Consider the following 21507-nt stretch of genomic DNA (forward strand, 5'->3'; position numbering starts at 1 on the left):
AATCTATATTCCCTTTATATGGTTTCTAAATTAATATGGTACATCATACTCTTTACTTGGTGAATGTATTAAAATACAGGGTAAAGCTGATTTGTTTTTCTAATATTATGTAGTAATATTAAATGCAATAGTATAGTATGCTCCTGGGTTAGAAATAATATGTATTGACCCATTAATTTGTTGAGTTAATCCTTGTATGAGTTGCATCCCAAGAGATCGGCTATTTTCAATCTCAAAATCTTCTGGAAAACCAACTCCTGTATCTTTTACGGTAAGGATACATTGGTCTTTATTTCTAGAAGCTTCTATACTAATTTGCCCTCCTTGATCATCCTGAAAAGCGTGTTTAATACTATTAGCAATAATTTCATTAACAATTAAACCACAAGGAACCAGGTGGTCCATATCTAAATTAATCTCTTCTATCGATCTATTTATAGTTATGTTTCGTTCAGAAAGTTGATAGCTAGTCTTGAAATGAGTTAACAAACCATCTAAATAAGTCTGTAAATTAATCAAGGATAAATCACTAGACTTGTACAGTTTTTCATGAATAATTGCCATCGCTTGTATTTTGTTCTGAATCTCCTGTAAAATCTCTGTAGCACTTTTATTCTCACTAAATTTATCCTGAAGACTTAGCAAACTAGATACAATCTGCAAGTTATTTTTCACTCGATGATGCACCTCTTTTAATAGTATTTCCCGGTCTTTCAGGGTTTGAGATATTTTACTGTTTTTTTCTGCGAGGATTCTATTGGTTTTTTGCTTGTTTTTGTATGCATACAATAATGTTACCAGTACTATTATTAGTGCTACTAATCCTGTTATCAATAGAATCTGAGTAGTTCTCTGGCTTTCATTTTCTAAAACCTTTATCTTATTTTCTTTGGTTAGTATTTCGACTTCTTTTTCTTTGTTTTCTAAATCAAACTTTGCTTGTATTTCGCGGAGCTGCTTATGTTTTTCTTTTGAAAATAGCGAATCTTTAACTGCATTATATTGTAATAGATATTCATAACCTTTTTTATATTCCTTTTTCCCGTTAGAATACTTATGAAGTGCATGGTACACTTTTGATAATTGCGGTAAAGCATTTGTTTCTGTAGCTACCAACAATGCTTTATCGTAATAGGATACTGCTATTTTAGTATTTCCGAGTTTATCATAGATATCTCCCAATGTTAAATATGATAATGTGATATTTTCAGAAGACCCTTTTTCTAATCGAATCTGTAATGCTTTTTTAGTATATTCTATAGCTTTATTAAACCTTTTTTCTTCTACATTTATTTGAGATAGATTATTATATCCCGATGTAATAACTTCAGTATAATTTGTTTTTTCAGCAATACTAATAGATTCTTCTAATACATATTTTGCCTTTTCAAATTCTTTCTGACGCATATACATTTCACCGACAGCGCCTAAAATATGAGCTCTAAATTCTTCGTTCCCAATTTTTTTAGATAATGTTAGTGCCTTATTGTAGTATATTAATCCGTTCTCATCATCTTTCAACCTACAAGAATATAATGAACCTATGTTACCTGTTATTCCCACAACAAAACTCTCTTCTTCGAGTGTTTCATATATCTTAAGTGCTTTTAAATAATTATCCAAAGCTTGATGATAATCACCCATTTTCACATAGGTTACTCCAATATTTTGATAACTTTTTGCAACTCCCAATTCATATTGTAATTTTTTTGCAACCTCCAGCATTTTTTTATTATAAAACAATGCTTTTTCATGTTCTGATTTAGCATTATAAAAGTTCCCCATTCTTAAATAAAAAAACCCTGTGTCCTTAGTATATTCATCCTTTACTAATTCCAACCCTTGCTTTCCATAATCAAGGGCTTTTTCTATATCTATCTTGCTATATGTATTGACTAATTGTTTATAGATTTCTATTTTTTCCTGTTTAGATGCTGTCACTAATCTTTGTTCTAAACTATCAGTCTGCGCAGTTAGTGAGGCATAAAAAAATAAAAAAAAGAGATAACCATATCTCTTAAAAAAAAGTACTACTTTCTTCATATTTATAGAATATCTAATCGTTCTAATAATTGATTTTTATACGCCTTGCTTACTGGAATATTTTTATCCCCAATAAAAACAAATCTATTTTCTATTTTATCAATTTTATCCAATGCTACCATATATGACCTATGAATTCTCAAGAATTTATCCTGTGGTACTTTTTCATAGAATTCTTTCAAAAACATATTTACCACAACTCTTTTATTTCTGGTGATAATCTGGGTATAATTATCCATGGCTTCTACCCATAAAATTTCATCTATTTTAACGCGTATAAGCTGAGATTTATCTTTAACAAAAAGAGTGTCTGACACTTTACTATTTGGTAGTAGAGTTCTCGAGTTTTTGTTCTCGAATTGTCTTTGCAAAGCTATTTGAAGCGTAAAAGACAACTCTTTTATATTAAAGGGTTTTAATAGAAACCCAAAAGGTTTGGATTGTAAGGCTTCTTTAAATGTAGCATCATCTCCATTAGCAGTAAGAAAAACAATTGGAATTTTATATTTCGCGTAAATATCTTCTGCTGCTGCTATACCATTTTTATCTCCAGAAATATTAATATCCATGACAACAACATCCGGCATAGTTTCCTCACTATATTTTATTGCTTCTTTATAAGTACTTGCAATCCCCACTATAACATAATCTAATTTCTCTAAGCTAATTTTAATATCTAATGCAATTGAAAACTCATCTTCGACTATTAGTACTTTTTTGTTCTTTACCATAAAAATAACTCTCTTTGCTTTAGGCTACAAAGCTATTTAAATACTAACCTGTTAATATTAAAAAAGTATTAATATTTTACAAGATTGACAGGACAGATTACAAACTTATTTGACACATAAATAGTAGCAAAATCAATATGGTTAGTGGCATAGTTTTCGTGGTGAATGAATCTAAAAAAGAGGTAGGTAAATTTCTGTTACTGCGAAACAGCACCTATAATTTAAAAAAAAGATAAAAACGGCTTCTATACTTGTGTATAAAAGCCGTCTGGGGAAAAATAATTTTGTTTCTCACTGCTGACTATCCTTAATATAAGTGAGTTTGTATTTATGCGACGAAATTAGGGATTCCTATCCTACAATTGATGTCACTTTTTAACATTAATTATGTCACTTTTTAACATCAATTCTATTTTAATAAGTACTTAGCAACCTCAGCCTTATTTTACCCAAAATTAATTATCATTAACAATTCAGACTTTTACTTTTTACTCATTTTAGGAAATTAAAATCTCTTTTCTTTTAAAAAAAATATTCCAGTCTCAAAAAATGAGACTCATACATAGTATTATTGTACTGTTTATCTATAGAAAACCTTGAACGTTTTACCATAATTGTATTATGGCCATAATCTTTAATTCATATATGTTCTTAGCATTCATTCATATTACAATACACTTATAATGTAGTCATAGTGTGTCATAAGCTAAGATATTGAATATTAGAAAATTCTATTGGTGAATTGTTAAAATTATATTAATTTCGTTATCCCAACATAGCTATTACACATTGAAACTAAAACTACTCATCTTTTTTCTGGGCTTTACTTTAATTGCTTCAAGTCAAAATCTGGAGCAAATAGGTAAGGTTCCCCTACTTCGATTTAATGGTGGAATTTCTGGTAATGGTGTTTTTTATGACGGTACTGCAAATCGAGATCCTTTTACTTATTTCGTGAATGGTAATCTTAATTTCAATATTAGTGGTGTCTATAACATCCCTTTATCCTTTTCATATACCAATCAGGATTTTGGATATAGCACACCTTTTAAAATAAACCGTCTAAGTATCCATCCTTCTTATAAATGGGTAGCAACTCATATAGGTGATGTTTCTATGACTTTTTCTCCATATACGCTAAGTGGTCATCAATTTACAGGAGGAGGAGTCGATCTTACCCCTAATGGGCCTTTTAAAATAAGTGCACTTTATGGTAGATTCCTTAAAGAATCTGAATATAATCCAGAAACTCCAGAAGCAATACCTGCTTATAAACGAATGGGATTTGGATTTAAAACCTCTTACGCATTCGAAAAAGCTTCAATTGGACTTATATTTTTTACTGCAAAAGATGATGAAACTTCGATTCAAAATTCGTTTCCAATAGAATTAGAGTTAACCCCAAAGGAAAACGCTGTGGTTAGTGCAGAAACCAATTTCACAATATTTGAAAAAGCCAAAATATATTTAGAATACGCAATTTCGGGAATTACTGAAGATACTCAGGCATTAGAATCACGAACATCAACAGGAACTCTTTCTTTTTTATTAAACGAAAATTTAACCACAAATTATTACAATGCGTTAAATGCTCAGCTTGACTATCCTGCTGGTAATGGTTCTGTTGGTGTTGGGTATGAACGTATTGATCCTGGTTATAGAACTTTTGGTGCTTATTACTTCAACAATGACCTCGAAAACATAACTTTAAATGCTTCTCAAAGCATCTTTAACAATAAAGTTAGTCTTAATGTTAATGCTGGTCTTCAACGAGATAACCTAGACGATACTAAAAGCTCAGAATTACAACGCATCGTAAGTGCAGTTAATGTTACATATACAAGTTCAGAAAAACTTTCTATTAATGCCGGGTATTCTAATTTTCAATCTTATACTAATATTCAGAATCAATTTGATTTTATTAATGAAGTTAATCAATTTGATAACATAGATACACTTAATTATCGTCAAATATCTCAAAATGCAAATCTAGGGATCAATTACACGTTAAAAAAAACAGAGAGTAAACAACAAGCCGTTAATCTAAACCTCACCTATCAAAACTCTGACAATAAACAAGATGGAACAACTATAGAGAACGGGTTATCAAAATTTTATAATGTTGCTTCGGCATACACTTTGGGTTATCCCAAAAACTCACTTAATTTTTCGTTAGCTGCCAATGTTTCATATAATACTGTTGGAGTAACCGATAATCTAACTTTAGGGCCTACACTTAGCGCTACCAAATCTTTTTTTGACAAAAAACTAAGAACTAATTTCTCTAGTTCATACAATGCCGCATTCAATAATGGCGAAAAACAAAATGATATTTATAATATTAGATTAGGAGGTAATTATTCTTTTTATGAAAGCCATAACTTAAATCTAAACCTACTTTCACTATTTAGAAATACAAATACTGGTAATAACACAGATTTTACAGCAACTTTAGGGTATACATATACCTTTGACACCTTTAAGATAAAGTTCAAAAAACGCAACAGAAAACTTTTGGACGAAGAAGATATAGCCAAGTTAGGCACATTACAATTTAGATATCGCTCTGTAGTCTATAGTGGTACTATTCCAGAAATCACAGAGCAACTTACTAATGTAAAGAACAGTTCAAGATTCTTAAATATCCCTCAAGAAAAACAAGGAGATTTAAATTTCTTGTTCGCTACAGTAAAAAAACAGACAAAACCAGAACTGTATAAAGAAAAAGCTTTAGAATTTTTAGCAGCTCTTTATAGTTATGAAGATTTCTTAAAAGCATACGACACTATACTCAATGAAGTTATAAAAAGTTTGAAAGATGATATGCAGTTTATTGATTTTAAGCTTGAAAGAAGTTTTGTAAAAACCAAAATAGAATTGGATGAACTTAAAAAAGAGTCTCCTGATCATATAAAAGAAATAGAAGAACTTAATAAAGAGCTTGACAACAGACAGAAGAAATTAGTAGGTCATCGATGGATGAAGAAAAAATTCGATAGGTATACCAGCATTGAAGCGGTTAAAAAACCTGATGATCTGGTCGCTGCATTTAAAAAACGTGAAGCACAAAATGCCTTTAAGTTATATGAAGAAGAAAAAGATGTTAAAAAAATTAACTTATATTTGGAAGTCCAAATCATTGATTTCTACTACCATAAGTCACTTGAAGAGGTAAATCCTGATAAGTTCGAACTTAGATATATAGATAAGATTTAAAACCAACTTAACCCATGAAGAAACAGTTACACTTTCTGTTCCTTATTGCACTTTTTGCATTACAAGGTATACGATCACAGACTTTTCCGGTGACATTGTTACCTCAGCCAATACCTCCTGCTCCAATTTATTTTTCTTCATATGCAGACGTATCCTCTACGAACAGCCCTTTACGGCTTCAGATCATTTTAAATGATCTCTCTGTTGCAAATCGTGAGATTAGGTTAAAAACTTATTTTGAAGGTAATGGGATTGCTTTTCAGAGTAAAGATGTTGTTATAGGGGCACCTTCTTTATTTATAGAAGGAGGTATCCCGTTAACATTAACCAATGTAGAACTTGCTCCTTATTTTGCCTTTGAAAATATCACTGGGATATCACCAACAATTTATGGACAAGCTATACCAGAAGGTTCTTATCAGTTCTGTTTTGAGGTTTTTGACTCACTTACCGGTGCACGTATATCACAAAAAACTTGTGCTACAACATTTATTTTTCAGAATGAACCACCATTATTAGTCACTCCTTATAATCGGGATGATATTACAGAACAGAACCCATTAAACTTAATGTTTCAATGGACTCCGAGGCATATCAATGTAAGTAATGTACAGTATGAATTGAGTATTGTAGAAATATGGGATCAAACCATAAATCCTCAAGCCGCATTTTTAGCATCTCCCCCATTTTTTCAAATTACAACAACAAACACTTCTTATTTATATGGACCTGCAGACCCTCTATTTTTACCAAACAAACGATATGCATGGAGAGTACAGGCAAAAGCATTAAATGGTGCAGAAGAAATAGGACTATTTAAAAATAATGGTTTTAGTGAAGTTTACTGGTTTAATTATGTGGCGCCATGTGACACTCCTAATAATGCACGACACGAAGTAAAAGGAGCGCAACAAGCAAACATATTATGGGATGACTTCACTACAGATGTTCCAGAATTTATAGTTCGCTATCGTGAAAAAGGAAATAATAATGAATGGTTTTTTTCCAGAACCAGCGGCAATTGGATAACACTATGGGACTTACGCCCTGGAACAACATATGAATACCAGGTAAACAAAAAATGTCTTATTTCTGAAAGTGAGTATTCTATCTTACAAACGTTTACTACACTAGAAGAAAGTGATGAAACCAGTCTTATCGATTGTGGTATTTCTCCCGATATGAATATCGAGAATATGGAACCACTAGAACAGCTTTTACCCGGTAATATATTTAAAGCTGGTGATTTTCCGGTTAAGGTAATAGAAGCCAATGGAAGTAATGGCCGGTTTTCTGGAAAAGGATATGTCTCTTTTCCCTATTTTAAAAATATCAAAGTAGCCGTAAATTTCACAAATATATTTGTGAATAATGAAAGTCAGCTTGCAGAAGGAACAGTCGTAACAGTATATGATCCTAGCTGGGGAAACATTCTTGATATTGATGAGGTTATTGATGTTGTCGAAGATATTGCAGATGTTGTAACGGGCGGTGATAACACCGAAATCCCTCAATTGGATTATGATATCAATACCAGTGATATTAGCATTATCGATGGACAGATTATCATTACAAAACCAGACGGCTCTCAAGATACTTTTGATTATGATGAAGGAGATACATATACCATTACCGATGCTAGTGGAGATGAATGGACTGTAGATGATAAGGGTAATATTACCCAGACTGGTCAGGGAGATCCATCCCCTCCTTTAACTTCAAATAATGCAGATGGTATCAGGTCAGGCACTCATGATGGAACTGTAGATGACCCATATGTTGATGCTATTACGAATGATGTGGTTAAGGTTACTTTTAGAACAGATAGTGATACCCGTTTTGCCTTGGATCAGGTTAATAATGATTATGAAACCTCAAAATATCCTAAAATAAATGCTTCTGCCGGTGAATCCTATTATCCAGCTCATAAAGCAGCCGTGCAAGGAGAAGATGATGTGTTTTATGCAGATATAGAGATTAGTGATGCCAAAATAAACATTGATAGTCTCATTATAAAAACGGTAGAAAACAAAGCAATAAAGCATGAGAGAATAGCAGGTACAAACACCTATAAAATAACCGTACCTGGTGCTAATCCTTATCGTACCGAAGAGTGTGTCGTTACATATTTGGATACTGCTGATAATAAATATAAAATAGCTGCGAGTTTCTTTGTTCATCATATTAAGAAACATACAGAAGTACCTGTGCAAGTCGTAACTGTAAATGGCGGAAATGCTATAACCAACTTCGAAGCAGAGTTAAATGATATTTTTGGCCGTGCTGGTGGGAAATTTAAAGTAAAACCTGATGTAATCAATCTTACCATTACACAGGATTCATGGGATACCGGTGATAAAAATGGTATCATAGATTATGACGGAAGCGGGCTACTATCAGACTACCCGACCGAGCTTAAGAATATTTATCAGGAATTCAAAAAACAATATCCAGATTACGACTCTCGACAGTATTTCATTTTTGTATTAGGTAAAGACCTTAGTGTATCGAAACCATTAAGTGGCTTTATGCCCAAAACCCGACAATGGGGATTCCTCTTCGAAAGCCATTTGGGAGAAGGTTTAGAAAAGAAAGATTCTGCTCTTAAAGTTGCTGCTCATGAGTTAGGACATGGGGTATACACTCTAGCGCATCCATTTGGAGAAAATCAAGATAATTCTGGTCAGGCCAATACCTGGTTAATGGATTATGGTAATGGTACCGAGCTAGGCTATCCCAATTGGGCAACTATGAGTGATCCTAGCCTAAAACTATACTTGTTTCAGGATGATAGTGGTGGAGAATTTGCAGGCAGTTATGCTTTAGCTCCTAATTTTAAATTTGTATTTATAAGAGAGTCATCGACACTTTATGTTAACCCAGCAAAGAAAAAAATAACAGGTACATTACCTGGTTTTATTGTAAGAGGTAAAAATGATGAATCAGACACATATTATAATTGGGATTTCACTCAAAATAAATATGTTGATAAAGATAATCCTGAAAAAAGTTATCCAGTAACTCCAAAAAATATTATATCATATGATTCGAAAATAAACTTATTCTACAATTTAGATGCTGGATGTGGCCAAAAAGGATCAATACAATTAGAATATGAAGATATTAGTAAGCATTTTGAACAACTTACCTCCAATAGTTTAACCTCTGAACAAAAAGCGAATAATGTAAATGCTTTAATAGCTAATCACACAAAAACCAAGTCCCGCCCGGTCCCCTGTAGTAGTTCTAACATTAGCAATAATGGTTGGTTCGAAATACCTATAGATTGTTCATCGAGTGATATCAAAGAGTTAGTACAACCAGAAGTAGACAAGATTAATGCTTTGGTTACTGAAACCGATATTGAAATCATTGTAAAAACTATCAATGATATTAAATACAAATGTGTATTTAATAATGTAACTAATAATATACTCGAAAACTTAATAGAGAAATTAGCAAAAGGCTCGATTAAAGAACAAAAAGAAAGAGCTCTTGTTAAACTTTTAATTTTTGTTAAAAAAGAAGACACACAAAGTTTATTCGACCTTCTTAATAAAGATGGAAATCTAAATAATGTGTTTAAAGAAGTCCAAAATGCTACGTTCTCATTATTTGGAGAACAAGATAATCAAGATAGGTTGTTAAAAGTTCTGGCAAACAAATTTAAAAACCTTAAAAAAGATTCTAATAAATGGCTGGTAATAAATACTTTAATAAAAGCAAAGTATAGCGATATAAAAGATCCCAATAAAAAAGAGTTTATAAGTTTATTATTGGCATCCATGAAAGAATATGAAAATAATCAAGAGAAAATTGGGGGTATTGTAGAATTTTTCTCAGAAATGTTAATCGATGACTGTAAAAATCTTACAGATTACAAAATAGTCTTTGAATTAGCTTCAATGAGATTTGAAAATAAAGAGGCATTTTCAAGCTTTACCCAAGGAAATCGTATTAAAATAACTATTCCTGGTTTTATTGTAAACGGCACTTGTACTGTTGATGATTCTGGTCTGGGTAGAAATTGGTCTTGGGTTAAGCCTGGAAGATTTATTCTAAATTGTGGTATTCAAGGCAGCAAAGAATATATCTATAGTAGTTATACCGAAATTTTGGGAGCTAAAATTTACAGAGTAAATGATGTATTCAAGTGGGCTAAATATATATTTGATAACGAGGACTCACAAAATTTAGAAAACATATTTTCAAACAATTTGGTTGAATACCTTAATATCTTTAGAACTCAGTTTTTACAACATACCCAAGATAACAGAGAAGAAAATCAAAACTTTTGGAGCACCACGGATATAATTTGTAATAACCTGAATAACATTCTAAATCATATTAATATAAATGAAAGTTCTACCTCACTAAAAGATGTTGATAAACAAACTAAATTCTCGGTATTAAAAAAATATTTTGAATGTTCTAACAACTCTATATCAATAAGTTTCGAAAAAATAGACAATTCTATATTAAAGTTATTGGCCAGTTTTGACAAAGAGGATGCATCTGTTTTACATACTCTGGAAAACATTGGAATAGATAAAATTCATCAAAAGTTAGAACAAGATGAAAGCTTTAAAACTTTGGCAAAAGTATATGTATGGATGGGAGGACAAGCCTTTAACTCCAACCATTATAATAAAGTTGACCTTGATCAAATATTAAACAAAGACGGAAAAATCAAAAACTATACCTCAGTTCTGAGTTTAGAATCCAACATGTTACAATTTGATAATTTCAGTGCTTCTATAGAAAGTAAAACAAAAATCAAAATAAATGGTACGGGTAAATTATATGATTACAATCAATTGATGGTTTTATATGCTGCTGATAATTTTAAATTTTTGGATCAGAACTTTAAAAAAGGTGATGTTTTGGTAATGCCATTAATCCAGGCCTATGCAATGAGCAAAAGCAATAGAAGAATTGTTTCAGAAAAAATAGCCTGGACAGCAGTAGATGGTGTTCTATTGTTTGTGGGAGTGGGAGAATTTAAAATATTGTTTACGGCAGGAAATTATATAAGAAAAGCTATCGTAGCTTCTGATTTAATTGGGAATGCAGCAGGTATTTTAGGAAATGTACTTAACGAAAGTGCTCTAAGTCCTCAAGACAGATACAAATTACAAATGTTGGCTATTCTCGCTTCATTACCACAATTGAGTACATCAATAAAGGGAATAGATAATATGGTAAGTTCCCTGGATTCAAAAATTAATAAGCTTAATAATGTTTCGCACAGAAAAGCACTGAATGATTATTTCTCTAAAGTAAAGGCAAAATTACCAGCTGCATCTGGGCTTGATGATTTTATAGCAATTCTAAAACAGAAAAAGCTATTTGAAAAGTATGATGGTTTATCTGATAGTTTGAAAAAACTATTTAAAGAAGATTTTATAACCGCTTCAGACGAGGTACTTGAAGCCTTAAAGAATGAAGATGCCTTTAGTGCTTGGAAGCATTTCAGAGGACTTAACAAGACTAACATTATTTGTAATTAAAATATCATATAAATTTTTAGAAGAATGAACAGTTTATTTAAAATTTATAAATCCGTGGTAATAGTATTCTTTTTACTATTCGCCTCTCAAATTTTTGCTAATCAACCATGTTGGTTCAAAGAGTTATTAAAAGATTTAGCAAAGCCAAATGTTTCTCAGGAGTTTAAAACTTTCTTTAAAAATGCTCCTCAAGAAAATTATGATGCGTACAAAATATTACATTACGCAAACAAGACGAAACTTAGGTATAATATCGACGCTCTAAGCACAGTAAAGAGATTACGTTCAAGTGATGAGTTTGTAAATTTTGTCCAAGGATTACAAATTCCTAACATAAAAAACATTGATGATTTCTTGGCAAAAGCCGCAACCTGGTATAACAAATCCAGTGGAGGAAAAGGATATGTTGCTGTTCTTAAGAATATGGAAGATTTTGTATCTACCTTGAGTAAATCCAATATCCAATGCGATAATTGTGTTTATTTATTCAACAGGTTTATTGTTAATGATATTCCTACAGGAGTTAATAGACAAGCTTGTTATTGGTTAATGGAAGATGTAGTTGCTAATCCAAACTTAGTAAAAAACAAAAAAATAATAGTAGAACATCCTGTTACAGGACTTGATGGAACCACTCAAAGAGTAGATTTAAAAGTCGGTAACTCGCCTGGAATAAACCTAGAGTACAAATGGTTATCGAGTAATGCCCCATTAGGAAAAGACACCTTTATCCGAGAGTTCGTAAAAAGAGATATGCATTCTATTAACTCATTAGATGAGGTACAATGGCGTATTAAATGGAATACAAATCAAACTAATAAATTAACCAAAAATCAAGTTGTAAACTGGATAGAAAATTTAGACTTTCAACCTACTACCAATCTTAATTCTGCAAAAGACAAAATGATGAGGCTTTTTCAGAGTTACGGTCGCAAAAAAGATCCAAGCTTAACAATACTCGATTATGATGATTTAATTACTTTTCTAAAAGATAATGACGATTGGTTTTTGAAAATTTTCCCAAACATATGAAACTTATAAATAGATTAGAAAACATATTTAGTTTTGACTTTTTTAATAAGGAACTTGTTTTTCTTCAAGAAAGTAAATTAATATTACAACCAGAAGGTTTAGTAATTGAAGAAAATGTTAGTTCATTTTTGGTTAAGAATAATAATCTAATCACCAATAATACAAATCAAATAAAATTATATTTTTCAGGTAAGTCTATAAATCTTGAAGGAACTTTTAGATTAGCAAATGGTTTTTTGACAGATGAGTTTTACTTTAACATAGGAAAAATAAATAAAGAACGAAAAACTTATGTAATAAACTTAGAAAGTGGTGAGATAAATGATTTTACATCCAAACCGTATTACCCTCATCAAATTCTAAAAAAAGATAGAGCATTTATTTTTTCTCATAGAATAGAGTTTTACAACCCTTTTTCAGGAGAAGTTTTTTGGAGTAAAGATATTTCCGAATTACACAAATCAACTAATAATGAGATCTATGGAAATCCACAAATAATAAACAATAGGTTATTCTTCTTTTTATTTGATAGTAGTCATCAAACCAATGAACATATCACACTTTGCTTAGATATAGAAACGGAAGAAATTCTTTGGAGAAGCGAAAGTTTTGGAGGATGGCTAACCACATTTGAAGATAAAATCTATGCTATCAAAGATAAACAAATCCAAATTTTAAACCCAGAAACATTCGAGGTAACAAATTTAGATTTACACGAACAATTGTCTGAATTAGACAAGCAACTGTACAAACCCGAAGATCAAATGACCTGGCAAGTCCCTTTTTCATTTTCCAACAGTACATATGTGATTAAAAACAACCATCTCTATTTTACACAAGAAAAGAATAACGCATTAGGTATTATCGATCTACAAGCTAAAAAATTATTGTGGCATTCGGATATAGAAATAAATAGTGGAGGTATAATTCCAATAATAACAGATATAAAAGTATATGATACAAGGTTGTATATTTTAGATTCGGGTAACACACTCCATATTTTTGAAAAAGATGAAATTATATAAAGAAAACAGATAACCACATCGCAAAGTCTTCAAACTTTGCTGGGTAATCAAAAAACAAAAAGTCAAACAATAAGAATGACTAAAAGTAAAAACATTAAACAATAGTAAAAAGTAAACCAAAATAGAATGAAAAACTACCATTTACTCTTACTTACCCTACTCCTATCGGTAGCCTGCTTTGCCAATACTGGTAAAGATTCGTTATCGGTTGCCAAAAAGAAAACGGCATCGTCAGTATATAAAAACCCGATAGCCAAAGGACTAGACTCTCTGGCATTACAGCGATTAGCTGCTTTTAAAGCGAAACGGATAAAGGATCAGGCGGGTAGTGCCTATGCTTTGCGTAAATACAACACCAAGCAGTTTCGATCTTTTCCAGAATTAGAAACTCCATCGACAGGTGCTCCTGCCGAAAATTTCTTTCAGGGATTGGCAGAGTTTACCAAAGATTATATCAAAAAAATCTATAAACCTACTCCAAAAACAGATTCTTTGGTGAGTAAAGCCAAAGAGCTATTTAAAGAGATAGAAAAGCAGGAAAATTTTATCAATATCATCAGTGGTAAAGAGTTACTTCAATTTCCTGTAGGAATCAAAAAACAAGTATCCACAAATTCATCAATTACCATTGGTATTGTAAAGGCCAAGTTACATGCTAACTATTCTGAAGTAGATTTATTTGCAAAACTTACATTGGGTGAATTAAGCACCGAATTGTTTTTTGGAGCCAATAATGTAAAACTGTCTCATGAAGGAGGAATTTATGGTGAGGCACAATTAAACCTGTTAGGTGATTTTCCGATAGGACAAAGTGGTGGACAATGGATTATCACTTTTAAAGGAGGATTAGAGAGTGATGGTAGTGCAACAAAACAAACGTATATCACTATCGACTGTACGGGTAAAGTAAAAGAAATAGCGCTAGAAGCCGATGTGCGAATTGCCAAAACAGTGGCAATTCCATTAAATGATGATGGTACCAAAAAATTCCCGGGAGAAACAAAACCGCAAGACGGTAAAAACCCTGCCGGTAATGAAAGTTATGTAGGAGCTAGTTTCAGTTTTGTAGCAACCTCTTTACAAGACCTTTTAATCGAACTGGATTTACCAAAATTCGAACTTAAACCTTTACCTGGGTGGGCGTTCAAAATGCACGATGTAGTATTGGATCTTAGTGATACCAAAAACTCACCACTAGTAGATTTTCCTAAAATCTATGATGAGCAACAATTAATCCCTTCAAATCAAAAAGAACTATGGCGTGGCTTTTATGGTAATGAAGTAAGTGTCACTCTACCACCAGAATTTCAGATTACAAAATCTGAAGAACGTATTTCTTTTGGAGCAAAAGGTTTACTAATCGATAACTTTGGAGTATCTGGGAACTTTTTTGCATCTAATTTGTTTAATATTAATGAAGGAAATGCTGGTAAATGGCAATATTCACTAGATTCTGTAAATGTAGACATACAGGTCAATCATTTTATCAAAGCCGATTTTAGTGGAGAATTGGTGCTCCCAATTAGTAAATCCGATTCTAGTAGTAATGGAGCTCTGGGCTACAAAGGACTGATTACTGCGGATCAACACTATAGTGTTCGGGTAGAAGTAACAGATGATGTAGACTTCAATATTTTTAAAAGTAAAGCAAAGCTATTTCCCGAGTCCTATATTAAAATGGAGGTAGAGAACGGAAAGTTTTATCCCGAAGCTAACCTCACCGGGCTTATGGCTTTTAATAAGGCTCAAAAAGATTCTCTGAATGCCATATCATCACAAGATAAAGATAGAGATGTAGGCGATATAGAATCTCTTAATTTTGATGGTCTTTCCTTTCAAAATTTTAAAATTCAAACCAAAACACGTCCCTACCTCTCTATAAAATACATGGGATTCAAAGACACTATTGCGCTGCCAAAAATTGCAGGGTTTCAATTAGGGTTTTATGACATCAAAGCAAAAGTGTATGAAGATGATCGTGCAGAAATAGGACTTAATAGTTACCTCAATCTCGATAAATCAGGGATCAAAGGAGATGTTAGACTTCGTATCATAGGAAAACTAAAGGAGGGAGATTATTTAAAATGGCAATTCGATAAAATTGAAGTCGATGAAGTTGAAGTCGATGTAAAGCGTAAAAACTTTGAATTTTATGGTAAGCTTGCCTTTTTTAGGGATAATCCAATATACGGAAAAGGACTATCTGGTAAACTTAGACTATATGCCGAAAGTCTGAAAATCGAACTTGAAGCTAAAGGAATTTTTGGACGACAAGACGATTTCAGATATTGGTATGTCGATGCTTTTGGCAGACCACTTTCGAGCAAGAGTGATAAAGCCTTAAAAATCCATGATATCGGCGGTGGGGTCTACCATCATATGCGAAAAGCAGGGATGGATGAACGTGCAGAAAGCATGTCGGGAATTTATTATCGTCCAGATATAGATACCGAATTTGGCTTTAAGGCTATGGCTGCCTTTGAAGTAAAAAAATCAGCAACCTTTACAGGGTTATTTGCTATCGAAATGAGTTTCAACAGCAAATCTGCTGGTGGTGGAATCAGCAGGCTTGGATTCTATGGTGGTGCAGCATTAATGACTTCTGGTGGTAGTAGTGGAGGTAGTAGCGGTGGTAATGCTCCTTTCGGAACCGTAGATGGCATGCAAAAGAAATTAGCCGAAAAAGAAAAGTCAATCAGCAACTTCCATGAGATGTCCATTGATAAGGAAGGGATTAAATATTTTGCTACAGAAGTATTTCCGAATATCTTAACCGGTAAAGAACAATTTGCTGCGCAATTAGCTGTCGATTTTGATTTTAGAAATGATACCTACTGGGGGATGTTTGATGTATTCCTTAATCTTGGTCAGATTAGAGGTGCCGGAGAGAAAAACAGATTGGGATATATCGAATTTTATGATGCCCCCGATGATTGGTACATCTATATTGGTACTCCCACCAAGCGTTTTGGTGTAGCTGGTATTCCTATAGGACCTTTTGATGCCGCATTTGACTTGTACTATATGACTGGAACAATTCTTCCTGATCCTGCATTACCAAAACCTGAAGTGATTGATATTTTGAACCTAAGTGGAGACGAGCTTCTTTTTGGCAGAAACTTTAATAGTCAATTAGCACAAGGTACCGGGTATGCTTTTGGAGCATATGTAGAAATAGGAAAAAGTTTTGATTGGGGAATCATATATGCATCGGTAAGAGCTGGCGTAGGTTTTGATTTTATGATCAAAGATTTTGGAGATGCTCATTGTAAAGGAAAAGCAGGGCCATTAGGTATGGACGGATGGTATGCCACGGGGCAACTCTATGCATTCCTACAAGGAGAAATTGGTGCTCAAATCAAAATTTTTGGTTTCAGAAAAAGAATACCTATTCTAAAAGCGGGAGTAGCAGTATTGGCACAAGGCCAACTACCAAACCCTTGGTTCGTAAAAGGGTATGCCGGTATAAAAGTAAGAATATTAGGTCTTGTAACCGTGCAGGCTCGACTTAAAGTTACTATTGGTGAAGAATGTGAAATTGTCGGTAAAACAGGACTACAGGAAGTAGTCATTATCTCTGATATTTCTCCAGAAAACAACAGTGACAAAGTAGATGTTTTCGAAGCAGTTCAAGTTGCTTTTAATGTCCCTATTGGCGAAGTTGTAGAAATCAGTGATGATTTAGGTTCAAAAAAATACCAGGTAGAGCTTAAAGAAATTACAATAAAAGAAGGATCTACTGCTCTTGCAGGTGAACAAGTATGGAATAGTAATAAAGACATAATGATCTTTGAACCAGACGATATTTTACCTCCTGAGAAAAAAATAACTGCAACGGTAAAAGTACAATTTAATGAATATAAAGGAGGCCAATGGGTAGCCGTTCTCGAAAATGGTCAACCAATAGTAGAAGAAAAAACAGTAAACTTTACTACAGGTAAGGCTCCTACAAAAATCCCGTATAAAAATATCGAATATATGTACCCAATAGTGGATCAACGCTATGTTCTTCCCAAAGAAAGTAATACTGGATATGTACAGTTAGAGCGTGGGCAAGATTACTTATTTGGTACAGAAGGTTTTAAAGACGAGCTGTTCTTTATTACTGAAAATGGAAAATCCATGAAAACCCAGTTTTCTTACGACACGGCAAATAACACATTAACTTTCAACCTTCCCAAGTTACCTAATAAGACAGGAATTGTTTATAAACTAATAACTTCAAAATTAGGTTCAGGGGGCAATGATGGTAGTACCTCAGAAGAGACTTATACTAATGTGAGTGATGATGTATCTATTTCTCAGAATACACTTACAGGAAATGCATCTACTAATGCTTCTTTAACACGACTAGAATTCAATTTTAGCACAAGTAGATTTAATACCTTCAAAGAGAAAATAAGGGCAATGGATATAACAGACTACTATACTTTTATGGATGGTTCTTCTAATGCCGCACAGATGGAGCTACGAATTGCAAGATTCGAACCATTTGATGTTAATGAAGTATTAGGTACCCGATATAGTTTAAACAAACCTTTAATGTCTGGTGTTGGAATGAAGTCTGATTATTATTATGAAAAAGAAATTCATCCTTTACTCTATCAAAACTATCCTTTGGACACTAATATTCGAGTAAACAGAGATGAGAATGTTTTGGGAACACCCCCTATGAAAAATATTAAGCCTTCTCTAACATATAGTGAATATGTACAAAACAATCCAGAGAACACTTATCTAAAAGAACGTTTTCCTTTTCGATGGAACCTTGCTGCAGCATACAAAGAAGATTTTGTACATCTACAATATGTGATCGTAAACAGGTATCTAAATACGAATCCGATAGATACTAATGCTTATCAAAAATATAAATATATCATTGATGGTATATTCCCATATATTAATGTAGAAAAATACCAGGTAGAGTTTCAGTATGCACTGCCAAACAAAACATCTGGTAACAAAATTAAAGTAGATTATAAAAATTATTTTTAAAAGAAATGAGCATAGTTAAGAATTTCTATACCATAGAAATAATTGCTACGCGATTACATCTAACAATAGAAAAAACAAATAGATGAAATTAAAATATTGCATACTATATATAATGTTGCTTTTTGGAAGCTTAAGTATTAGTATATCTGCACAAGAGAAAAGTACAGAAACTCCTAAGAAAATAGTGGTAAAAGCTTTTGCAAAAAAAGATGCAATACTATTGCGTTGGGCAGTAACGGATAAATATGCCTGGAAATATAGTAATCAATACGGTTTTGTGGTAGAACGTACAACCGTTCTGCGTGATGGAAAACCTCTAACTAACCCTGAAAAGAGAATAATTTCTGGAGATACCATTAAACCAAGACCTCCAAAAGATTGGGAGAGTTTCATTCAGCAAAACGATATGGCAGCTATTGCAGCGCAAGCTATTTATGGAGAAACTTTTCAAGTAGATAATCAAGAAGAAAATCAATTGCTTAGGGTATTTTATGAAAGTGAAGAGTTGGATCGTCGATTTGGATTTTCATTATTTGCTATTGATCAAGATTTTAAAGTAGCTCAATATGCTGGACTTGGATATGTAGACACCGATGTTAAAGAAAATGAAAAGTATCTCTATAACATAAAAAGTGCTATCCCAAAAGAACGAATGGAATTGGAGCCCTCTGGAGCCTTTATCAGCACAAAAGACATTGAAGAATTACCACAACCATCTGACTTTTTTGGGTATTTCTATAAAAATGCATTTGTTTTGGTATGGGAGTATGATCAGCTACTCCCCTATTACACAGCATACAATTTGGAAAGATCTGAAGATGGTCAGGTTTTTAATAAAATCAACGATGTTCCCATTACCAAATTAGCAGACACACCATATTCTGGAGTTTCCTATACCGATTCTATACCTCAATATGGTAAAAAATATTGGTATCGTATTGTAGGTATCAATTATTTTAGTGAAACCAGTCCCCCATCTGAAGTGGCAGAATTAATAGGGTTTAAAGAACTAAAAACTGAACCTGTAATTTCTGGTACAAATATTATTTCTGAAAATGAAGTAGAACTGGAATGGACTTTTGCAGAAGAAGAACAATGGAAACTTAGAAAATACGAACTTTTGCGTGCCGAAAAAGCAGTAGGGCCATATAAAACTGTAATTGATAGCATATCTCCAAATCAGAAAAAGATTACCTACGGACCGTTATCAGATATTAATTATTTTAAGCTCAAAGCTTTTGGAAAATATCAGGATTATAAAGAATCTCCTCCTGCTATGGTGCAACCTATAGATAGTATTCCTCCAAAAAAACCACAAGGCCTGGAAGGAATTGTAGACACACTAGGCATAGTTGCACTAAAATGGGTAAAAAACACCGAATTGGATTTAAAAGGATATGATATTTTGAGAGCTTATCGTAAAGATCAGGAATTCACAAAATTGAATAAAGCCAATCTTATTAATGAAAGTTTTATTGATAGTATCGATATGACTTCTTTCGACAAAGCAGTTTACTACCGATTAATCGCAGTAGATAATCGGTATAATGAATCTATACCTTCGGATACTTTAGTACTTAAAAAACCAGATAGAATACCACCTACATCACCCGTATTTAAAACTTATGAAATAAAAGAAGGTGCTGTCAATTTTTCATGGGTCAACAGTTCGTCTGATGATTGGGAAGCAACTGTAGTATATAGAAAAAATGCAACCGACTCTATAACCCAACCCTGGGAGAAAATATATGAGACAAGCATAGATTCTATAACCAGGTTTACAGATACAAAGACCAATCCAGGCAGAAAATACCAGTACACGTTAATTACAGTGGATCAAAGTGGTCTGGAAAGCGAACCGACCCCTCCCGTAGTTATTGTTATGCCAGGAAAATTGATGCAACCCGGGGTAAAAGGATTATATGCAACAGTAGATCGTGAAGGCAAATTTATACAACTCACCTGGCGATTTAAAGAAGAGAATGCTGTAGAGATACAAGTATATAGAAAGAGGATTGAAGATTCATTTACCTTATATAAGCGGTTAGCCCCAGATGATAAAGGGTGGATAGATCAAAACCTAACTCCAAATACTACATATAAATATGCTTTTAAAGCAGTATTTAATGATGGTAGTGTGAGCGAATGGAAGGAGATTGAAGTAGTATACTAAAAACGAATATGAAGAAACTTGTTATAATAACACTATTATTGTTCTGTTCTATAAGTTTTTATGGGCAAAACTATTATAGCTTTAATTGGCAGTGGGGAGAAATATCTGCTGGTAAAAGATCAAGCTCTGTGACAGTTATTATTGTAAAAGAAAATGGAACAGAAGAAGAAGTCCTTTCAGGAAATCCATCACAAAATAGTAGAAGAGTATTGAATTTAAATTCTAAAATTGCTTCTATCATTCTAAAAACTTCTTGGGTCGGAACTAATTTAATGCTAAATTGTTTTAACAATCAAACCTTTAGCTATGTTGATGATTGTAATTTTAGATCTTCTCTGGGATGTTATCCCAGTGGCCCTTCGGGTCCTTCTCAGCTTGGTCTTTATGTTCAAATAAGTTCGGTTTCTATTCCTCCTCAAGTATCTCAAGATCCTATATGTTATAGAGAAAATGCAGAAATAGATGTTCGTTCTACTTGTGATAACCTAATTGTAGATAAATGGTACTACACACTACCTGGCGAATCAGAGCAATATTTATCAGGACATGACGGGGAAAGCGTATTAAACTTTAATTTAAGTGAATTAACGGATACTCCTCGTAACTATTTAGGCCCTCCTATAAGGTTACGTGCAGAATATAAGTCTTATCCTAATGCAGAAGTGCGAACAGTAACATTTCTAAATTGTTCTCCTGAGTTAACGAGTCCGCCAACTATTATCAACCCTACCTGTAGCGATAATAACAACGGTAGTTTTACAGTTACTTTTGACAGAGAGCTC

At 32.9% G+C, this 21507-nt stretch carries 9 protein-coding genes; 7 read left to right on the top strand and 2 right to left on the bottom strand.

The annotated features are described in order from the left end of the window. Positions 1 to 105: 105 nt before the first annotated feature. Together DG435_RS22845 and DG435_RS22850 are read right to left on the bottom strand one after the other, a co-directional pair. Entirely contained in the window at positions 106 to 2043 is a 1938-nt protein-coding gene (locus DG435_RS22845) for a tetratricopeptide repeat protein (RefSeq protein ID WP_106794261.1), read from the bottom strand. Positions 2044 to 2045: 2 nt separating this feature from the next. Continuing rightward, on the bottom strand, positions 2046 to 2774 hold the full coding sequence (locus DG435_RS22850; RefSeq protein ID WP_106794262.1) for a LytTR family DNA-binding domain-containing protein: 729 nt from the start codon (positions 2772 to 2774) through the stop codon (positions 2046 to 2048). A gap of 789 nt (positions 2775 to 3563) precedes the next feature. Between DG435_RS22850 and DG435_RS22855 the strand changes: the two genes are divergently transcribed. From DG435_RS22855 to DG435_RS22885, 7 genes are all read left to right on the top strand, one after another. Beyond that, positions 3564 to 5990 carry a hypothetical protein gene (locus DG435_RS22855; RefSeq protein WP_106794263.1) on the top strand — a complete coding sequence of 809 codons (2427 nt, stop codon included), beginning with the start codon at positions 3564 to 3566 and terminating at the stop codon, positions 5988 to 5990. Positions 5991 to 6004: 14 nt separating this feature from the next. After that, positions 6005 to 11500, top strand: coding sequence for a fibronectin type III domain-containing protein (locus DG435_RS22860; protein WP_106794264.1), 5496 nt, complete (start codon positions 6005 to 6007; stop codon positions 11498 to 11500). Positions 11501 to 11524: 24 nt separating this feature from the next. After that, positions 11525 to 12532 carry a hypothetical protein gene (locus tag DG435_RS22865; RefSeq protein WP_106794265.1) on the top strand — a complete coding sequence of 336 codons (1008 nt, stop codon included), beginning with the start codon at positions 11525 to 11527 and terminating at the stop codon, positions 12530 to 12532. Further along, a complete protein-coding gene (locus tag DG435_RS22870; RefSeq protein WP_106794266.1) occupies positions 12529 to 13557 on the top strand; it encodes a hypothetical protein in 1029 nt (342 codons plus the stop codon). Before DG435_RS22865 ends, DG435_RS22870 begins: the two co-directional genes overlap by 4 nt. Before the next feature lie 126 nt (positions 13558 to 13683). Beyond that, complete coding sequence (locus DG435_RS22875) at positions 13684 to 18552, top strand: hypothetical protein (RefSeq protein WP_106794267.1); 4869 nt, start codon at positions 13684 to 13686, stop codon at positions 18550 to 18552. A gap of 82 nt (positions 18553 to 18634) precedes the next feature. Continuing rightward, positions 18635 to 20725: a fibronectin type III domain-containing protein gene (locus DG435_RS22880; protein ID WP_159025717.1), complete on the top strand. Its 2091-nt coding sequence runs from the start codon at positions 18635 to 18637 to the stop codon at positions 20723 to 20725. An 8-nt stretch (positions 20726 to 20733) separates the two neighbouring features. Beyond that, positions 20734 to 21507 (top strand): hypothetical protein (locus DG435_RS22885; RefSeq protein WP_159098270.1); only part of this gene is annotated, 774 nt, incomplete at its 3' end.

Origin of the sequence: Aquimarina sp. Aq78, from assembly GCF_900299525.1 — a bacterium.
In the GTDB taxonomy this organism is placed as follows: Bacteria; Bacteroidota; Bacteroidia; order Flavobacteriales; family Flavobacteriaceae; genus Aquimarina.

Excerpts from the sequence above, each read along its gene's own strand:
- DG435_RS22880 (WP_159025717.1), top strand. The coding sequence starts at position 18,635 with ATGAAATTAAAATATTGCATACTATATATAATGTTGCTTTTTGGAAGC.
- DG435_RS22870 (WP_106794266.1), top strand. The coding sequence starts at position 12,529 with ATGAAACTTATAAATAGATTAGAAAACATATTTAGTTTTGACTTTTTT.
- DG435_RS22865 (WP_106794265.1), top strand. The coding sequence starts at position 11,525 with ATGAACAGTTTATTTAAAATTTATAAATCCGTGGTAATAGTATTCTTT.
- DG435_RS22875 (WP_106794267.1), top strand. The coding sequence starts at position 13,684 with ATGAAAAACTACCATTTACTCTTACTTACCCTACTCCTATCGGTAGCC.
- DG435_RS22845 (WP_106794261.1), bottom strand. The coding sequence starts at position 2,043 with ATGAAGAAAGTAGTACTTTTTTTTAAGAGATATGGTTATCTCTTTTTT.
- DG435_RS22860 (WP_106794264.1), top strand. The coding sequence starts at position 6,005 with ATGAAGAAACAGTTACACTTTCTGTTCCTTATTGCACTTTTTGCATTA.
- DG435_RS22850 (WP_106794262.1), bottom strand. The coding sequence starts at position 2,774 with ATGGTAAAGAACAAAAAAGTACTAATAGTCGAAGATGAGTTTTCAATT.